This is a genomic window from Calyptranema fuscum S582 (assembly GCF_055793305.1).
The window spans coordinates 1-7,369 of the sequence record NZ_JBSLYH010000104.1; the positions used below are offsets into that span (position 1 = coordinate 1).

The following is a 7,369-nucleotide window of genomic DNA, read 5'->3' on the forward strand; positions in this document are numbered from 1 at the left end:
GCGATCGGCATCTATCGAGCCGTGGGTGCTCGACTGGGTGAAGCCAACACGTTACAAGCAATCGGGACATTGAATGAAGACTCGCAGGTAGGAATAGGCTATCTGCAACAGGCTCAAGATATTTATCAGCAGATTGGTGACCAATATAGCCAAAGTCGAAATTTGTTATTTATTGCCAATTGTTATATTCAACTTCAAAAAATTGATATGGCTATTGCAGCACTGCAACAATCTGCCGCGATTGCCCGCGAAATCAACTATCAACCCTTACAACAATATGCCTTGAATAAAATTGCGGAATTACAATCTTTGTAGATTTTAGAGTTGTGACGAGGTGAGTCGTTCGATCGTTTCGGTTCGTTCTTGTCGCAGTGTGGTGATTTCTTGCTTTGCCCGATGCAGTTGATCTGCCAAAAATACCAGTAGATATTGGGCAAAGGTATGGGCAACCTGGGGTGATGTTTCTTGCATCCGTTGCAGGGCGCTGACTGATAAGCCGCGCAGAGTGCTGGCTTTATTAGCGATCGCCGTGTGTTGATAGGTAGATTGGCTATAAAACTCCCAGCTTCCTACAAGATCACCGGAATGAAAGGTCTGGGTTGTGTGTTCTTGTCCTTGATGGGTTTCAATTACAGCAATCTGCCCCCACTCGACAAAATAAAGCATTTCCGGGCGATCGCCCTGACCAAATAAAGCATCTCCCTGAGCAAGCTGAACTTCTTCCAAATAGCTCATAAATAGCTTCAGTTGATCAGATTTAGGAAACAGCTTCATCAGATGAATCGCCATGGGTAACGCACGACTGCGGCGGGTTACCCGTTGCAAATCCATTTCTAGGGACGTTGTCCGCCGCGAGGGCAATTGGGGCTGAAGCTTGCCATTGGCAAACAGTTGAGTAAATTCATCAATGGTATAAGGTGCATACCAATAGCGGCTGTAGATTTGTTTAGGAATCATCATCAACTCAACGGTTTGCTCTGCCACTACTTTATTGTGGGTTGGGGTGTTACGAATCGCTTCAATGTCACCAATCAGCACCCATGGCAACCCTGCCAGCATTTGATAGCCATTGGAAGAAATCAGCTTCAGTCCAGCATTCAAAGGAATGTAGACAAAGCCAGACAGAACACCGGGTTCAATCAGTACTTCACCAGATTTGACTGTAATCAATCGAGTTTCTAAAAAGGCTCGATTTAGATCAATGTGATCGACCTTATGCCCCGATTTGACTAATTGGTCTAACAAATGCAGTTTTTCAGTGACGCCCCACTTGGGTTGCACTCCGCCTAAATAGCGATCGACTTGTTTCAAGTCGGCATATTGCAATGATGTAACGGCTTGCACGCGGAGAGCCAGCTGAGGGTTGAGTTGACTCAGTTCCTGACAGACCAGGTCGGCAAACTCAGGGTTGTCGTCTACCCCTTCCACCAAAATCTGCATCTCTTGCTCTAGTTTAATGCTTCCCCGCAATTGCTCTTGCTCGGGTTCCGATCGGCGGAAACTGCCAATCACATCGGCTTGAATATCTTGAATTACAATTGCCGCACTAAAGGCTGCCCATTGGGTTGCCTCTGGGCTAGAAAAGGCACCTCGTGTAAAGGCAATCCGCAAATTCCCATCCTGGTCGAGGTTAGAATTTGCCATATTGGCTTCACCGGCACTGATGGGGTCTTTGCCTTCTAAAAGAAACAGTTGAGAGCGATCGCCACTTTGCAACGCATAGATTGCCTTGGCTGTATCTTGACTGACAAAAACTTGATATCCGGCGGAGGTGGTGAACGTGGTTCCCCGTTGGCGCAAGGCATCGGCACAACGCAATGCCCGTATGGTATCGATGACATCTAGCGTCAGGTCTTGAACAGCTGGGATATCGGCGACTAACCAGGAAAAAGCAATGTGATGAAATTGCTCTAGATCGCCGTAATGCCGCTCAATATCGGGATTGTTGTGTTGCCCAGAATTTGCCTGAGTAATAAATTCGTGGAGTTGAGTTTTTGCGGTTTCTAAAGCTTGAGCCAGGCGATCGCACTCGCTGGCATCGGCGGTTGTCCTTTGCAGGTGAGCCAGCTTCTGTTCTGCGATCGCAACCTGTTGCTGGTGATAGAGGTACTGTAACTCTGTACCGACACACTTTTTCATCGTCTCTCGCAAAACATCGACATCATTTAAGATGGCGATCGGCACCTTGCTTTTACTATGCGCCATCGACAACGACAGCATTTCCCGCAATACCAGCTGAGGTGGCTGAGTGAGCAACCCTTGCACCGACAGATTCATTAGCCGCCATGCCACATTTCCCGAATTTTCTTGCCACAACAACTCGATCCAGGCATCAAATTCTGGAGAAAAGGTCAGTTGTGCGGCAAATTCAGGATGCATGGCTCGCCCAAATGCCGAAAAATTTTTCATGCCGATGTCATGCAAATACGCCAACATCGATCCATACCCCAGCATGAACTCCAGACGCGATGAGGCTCGCCGGGGGATCAACAACCCATTAATTTGCTGAATCACCTGAATGATTTTGCCAGCAATATCGCGACCATGAAGAATACCATGATCAGAAAACAGCGCCACATGCTTCAGCGGATTCTTGAGAAAATCTGGATCTTGAACAACGACTTCTAACTTCGATTGTTCGGTGACCTGCGCATAGTAGGTTTGTTCGATGTAGGTTGTAAATGCTTCGGGCAGCTTAACGTCAGGGGCATTGACCATAGCACTCTCCGGCACGGCTGATAAGAATTCCCTGATTTCGGCGGCTGTTGTGTTGCAGCCATCCAATTTTGTAAGGACATAACATTTGGGCAAGGGTGTTTGAAGTCCATCAGGGATTCTTTGCCAAATGCTGTACCCCTACGCGAGGGCAACACAAACTGAATTAGAACCAGAGAATTTCGCTGTTGATTGATCCTCAGGATCTCAGATTAATGAACCTGTAACTCTTTTTGAGAATGCGCCAGCAAAGCCATTGCTCTCAAAAAGAATTAGAGTTTATTAAATTCACGATCCTCATCTAGCCTTGATTCTAAAACCTAACGGTCATCAGATTAAATATTGACGTTTCGCATCCACGTTGAACGTCATCCCAAAATCAGCACCATCCAGAGACTGGTTTCAAAACGGTGCTATTGCAATTTCAAAAACTTTTCTAAAGCGCTCACGAGAGCCGGTGCCCAACGGCGAGTATGGGCAACCCACTCTAAATCTTTATAGCGTCCATCTAGCCCTACAGCTGCAAACCAATTACTTTCGGCTTCGCCCGGTTGACCGGCAACCCAAAGGGCAGCAGTTAGTGCTGCTCGCATATCGGCAAAGCGGGGATATTTTCGTACCAAATTTTTCATCTGCCGAATGGCTTCATCGGTCTGCCCGATTTGATATAGGGCGATCGCATGATTGGCTTGAGCAAAGGCAAAGTCGGGTGCAAGTTCAGCCGCATGGTGATAGTCAGCGATCGCCTTTTGCCAGTCACCTAACCCCGCTTCGGCATTGCCACGATTATTAAACGCCGCTGCATCATGATCATCCAGCTCCAACACCTTGTTATAATCAGCGATCGCTTCTTGCCAACGTCCCAACCCTTCCAGTGCAGTGCCACGATTGAGATAGGGATCGGGCGCATCAGGGGTGAGTTCAATCGCTTTGTTATAGTCGGCGATCGCCGCTTCTAACTTATTTTGGCTGACCCTGGAATTTCCCCGATTACTCCATACCGCAGGGTTATCGGGCAATTGCTGCAAAATTTCGGTCCAGTACTCCTCAGCACTGGCAAAATCACCTTGATTGGTGGCAGTAAATGCTTTGTTTCTCAGGTTATTTAAGATCTCTGCATTCGTTGCGGTTGGCAGGGGTATAGACTCTTGCGCCAGCACCAGCGGGGTCATGCCAAACCAGAGCAACATGCTGATTACGAACGAAAGAAAGAGTCTAATGATCATGCGTGTCAGGTGTAAGAAAAAGTTGAAGAAAACAACGAATCGCGGATACCTATTCCCATGATGCCAGGTTTTATTGCGCTACGGGTTCAGACTCAACGGGGTAATAGGTCGAGAAGCGGCGCGGCGCGCCGCTTCTCGACACAACAGCCGTAATCTATCCAGGTACGAGCATTATAAAATCTAATACGTTTTGAGAGAGCGACGGCTCCGCCGTCGCTCTCTCAAAACGTATTAGTGTTGCAAACACGAAATTTTGCAACATGGGGGTTTGGGGGCTGCGCCCCCAAGAGGGGGTAAAACCCCCTCCACCCCCTCTAAAACTTTTAAGTTGGTGTACTAGCTCAATGGCAGGTTTGGGTCGATAACCGTTGCCGCAATATCTGTAACAGCGTATTAAATTCTGCGGGGGGAGGGGCGATCGCTTCAATCCACGCTTCGGTAACGGGGTGTTTCAACCGCAACTTCCAGGCGTGCAGGGCTTGTCCGGTGAGGTTGACACCAATCGATCGACCAGCTCCATAGGCAGGATCTCCCACAATCGGATACCCAATGGCAGCGCTGTGAATCCGAATCTGATGGGTGCGTCCTGTTTCTAATTGAAATTGCATCAGCGTAAAATTGCCCAGGCGCTCCAACACTTGCCAATGGGTGACGGCACGCCGACCTCCTTTTTCGATCGATAGAATTGCCATTTTTTTGCGATCGTTAGGATTGCGACCAATCGGCTGATCGACGGTTCCATTCGGAGTAGAGGGTGCGCCGTAGATAATTCCCAGATAAGTGCGCTGGGCAGTTTTAACTTTAAATTGTGCCTGGAGATGCTGGTGTGCCTGATCTGTTTTGGCAACAGCGATCGCCCCGCTTGTGTCTTTATCCAATCGATGGACAATGCCGGGACGTCTTACTCCACCAATGCCCTGAAGATCGGGACAATGTGCCAATAGCGCATTGACTAAGGTGCCTCCCTCATGACCGGGGGCGGGATGTACCACTAAGCCAGCAGGTTTATTGAGAATCAGAACATGATCGTCTTCATACAAAACATCCAGGGGAATGTCTTCGGCTTGCAAGTCTAGCGATTGTGCCTCTGGAATCGTCAACAACAGGCGATCGCCCTGATTGACCATGACTTTTTTAGAGGTACAAATCTGCTCATTGATTTGCAACTGTCCCTCTTCAATCAATTTCTGAATGCGGGAACGAGATATATCGGGCAATTCTTCCGCCAGATAGCGATCCAGTCGCTGACCTGTTGCTTTAACTTGCAAATCAATCTGAGACGACAATTCAATAATCCTCAGTCTATGTAGCAATGACTCAATTAGACCGCTTGCCCATTAAGGTTTTGGAACTGGTTTGGGCGAGGGCTTCGTCCCCACCCCAACGAATCTGCAAGAGATCTATTCTATGAAGCGCACGTTATGGTGTGGGAGCACCACTCTCACACCATAACCGTAATCTATCCAGGTGCGAAGCGCTATCGTCCTATGGCATTTATCTTATCCTGATCAGAAATGAGCGTGCGTTATGGCTGACGTGCAATATAGCTTAACGGCTTGGGGCGATCGCAATCAGAGAATCATTATATATTCAGCAAAAAGCGCTCCCCCTGGGGAGCGCTTACACTCAACTCTAGTTCAGCGATTAGCTGTTGATTGAGGGTGCAATTAAAGCGACGGGGGTTGCTTCATCACATGCCAGGTCGAGTGGGAAGTTGTGAGCATTACGCTCGTGCATCACTTCCATACCTAAGTTTGCACGGTTTAACAAATCAGCCCAGGTGTTGACGACACGACCTTGGGAGTCGAGGATGGACTGGTTGAAGTTGAATCCGTTCAGGTTGAACGCCATCGTGCTGATACCCAATGCCGTAAACCAGATACAAACGACCGGCCATGCACCTAAGAAGAAGTGCAGTGCGCGGCTATTGTTGAAGCTGGCATATTGGAAAATCAGACGTCCGAAGTAACCGTGTGCTGCAACGATGTTGTAGGTCTCTTCTTCTTGACCGAACTTGTAACCGTAGTTTTGGGATTCAGTCTCGGTGGTTTCACGCACCAGAGAAGAGGTTACCAATGAACCATGCATTGCAGAGAACAACGAACCACCGAACACACCAGCTACGCCCAACATGTGGAAGGGGTGCATCAGGATGTTGTGCTCAGCCTGGAACACGAACATGAAGTTGAACGTACCAGAGATACCCAGAGGCATCCCGTCAGAGAAGGAACCTTGTCCGATCGGATAGATCAAGAATACGGAGGTTGCAGCTGCAACAGGCGCAGAGTAAGCAACGCAGATCCAAGGACGCATACCCAAGCGGTAGCTGAGTTCCCACTGACGACCCATCCAGCAGAAAATACCGATGAGGAAGTGGAACGCTACTAACTGGTAAGGACCGCCGTTATACAGCCATTCGTCTAAGGATGCTGCTTCCCAAATCGGATAGAGGTGAAGACCGATTGCGTTGGAAGAAGGAACAACAGCACCACTCATGATGTTGTTTCCGTAGAGCAGAGAACCTGCAACAGGCTCGCGGATGCCATCGATGTCAACGGGAGGAGCGGCGATGAAGGCGATGATGAAACAAATTGTTGCAGTTAGCAAGCATGGGATCATCAGAACGCCAAACCAACCCACATATACACGGTTGTTGACGCTCGTAATCCAATTACAAAACTGCTCCCATAGGTTGCCGCTTTCGCGACGCTGTAAGGTAGTAGTCATAATTTAATGGATAGCTTGAATTACAAAAATGGATAAATGCAGGATCAAGTTTTTTAACTTGAACTTTGGATTTCATAATATTGACACTCAGCAACTTTTTCCAGAGGTAAGCAAACTTTTGTCACTCATCTTAAAAAACTTTTGTAAAGATTTCACCGTTGTCAACCCCCAAAAACAAAGTCAAATCTTTTGTAGATAAAACCTTTCGATTTGTTAATAAATATTAAAAGAGCCAATGAGCTGCCTGAAATTTTGCCGTTGCAGTTAATTTAACGTAATGATTAGTGTGCAAGTTCGTTCAACACCGTGCTGAATCAATCTACAGAACGTTACAGAAGCAGATTATTCTTTGAAAGCTATGCTCCGCATAGCTTTCAAAGAATAATCTGTACTCTACTCGATGGAAAATCGCGATACTCCAGCAATTCCTCGTCCAGCACTGTGATTTAAAAACGCTATGCAAAATAAGAGGCGCGACTCAATGAGTCGCGCCTCTTATTTTTTTACCAACCTAGAAACTAGATGCTAAGGAAGATTAACCAACAATCTCAGGAGCCTTGGTAGAAGCCAAGTCGAGAGGGAAGTTGTGAGCATTACGCTCGTGCATCACTTCCATACCCAGGTTCGCACGGTTCAATACGTCAGCCCAGGTGTTCACCACACGACCCTGAGAGTCGAGGATGGACTGGTTGAAGTTGAAT

4 protein-coding genes and 2 pseudogenes are annotated in these 7,369 nt (G+C 47.6%); 1 reads left to right on the plus strand and 5 read right to left on the minus strand.

Going from position 1 to position 7,369, the window contains the following annotated elements; genetic code table 11:
* A pseudogene (locus ACR6Z4_RS31825) lies at positions 1–315 on the plus strand (tetratricopeptide repeat protein); the annotation flags it as partial.
* A gap of 3 nt (positions 316–318) precedes the next feature.
* Here ACR6Z4_RS31825 and ACR6Z4_RS31830 read toward each other — a convergent pair.
* The 5 genes and pseudogenes from ACR6Z4_RS31830 to ACR6Z4_RS31850 form a co-directional block, all read right to left on the minus strand.
* The gene (locus ACR6Z4_RS31830) at positions 319–2,718 is read right to left on the minus strand and encodes a Crp/Fnr family transcriptional regulator (RefSeq protein ID WP_479721338.1); all 2,400 of its coding nucleotides are present in this window, start codon (positions 2,716–2,718) and stop codon (positions 319–321) included.
* A 410-nt stretch (positions 2,719–3,128) separates the two neighbouring features.
* Entirely contained in the window at positions 3,129–3,941 is an 813-nt protein-coding gene (locus ACR6Z4_RS31835) for a tetratricopeptide repeat protein (protein WP_479721339.1), read from the minus strand.
* 341 nt (positions 3,942–4,282) lie between these two features.
* Positions 4,283–5,227 carry an RluA family pseudouridine synthase gene (locus ACR6Z4_RS31840; protein WP_479721340.1) on the minus strand — a complete coding sequence of 315 codons (945 nt, stop codon included), beginning with the start codon at positions 5,225–5,227 and terminating at the stop codon, positions 4,283–4,285.
* Between the two features lie 358 nt (positions 5,228–5,585).
* A complete protein-coding gene (gene psbA / locus ACR6Z4_RS31845; protein ID WP_479721341.1) occupies positions 5,586–6,668 on the minus strand; it encodes a photosystem II q(b) protein in 1,083 nt (360 codons plus the stop codon).
* Between the two features lie 535 nt (positions 6,669–7,203).
* A pseudogene (locus tag ACR6Z4_RS31850) lies at positions 7,204–7,369 on the minus strand (photosystem II q(b) protein); the annotation flags it as partial.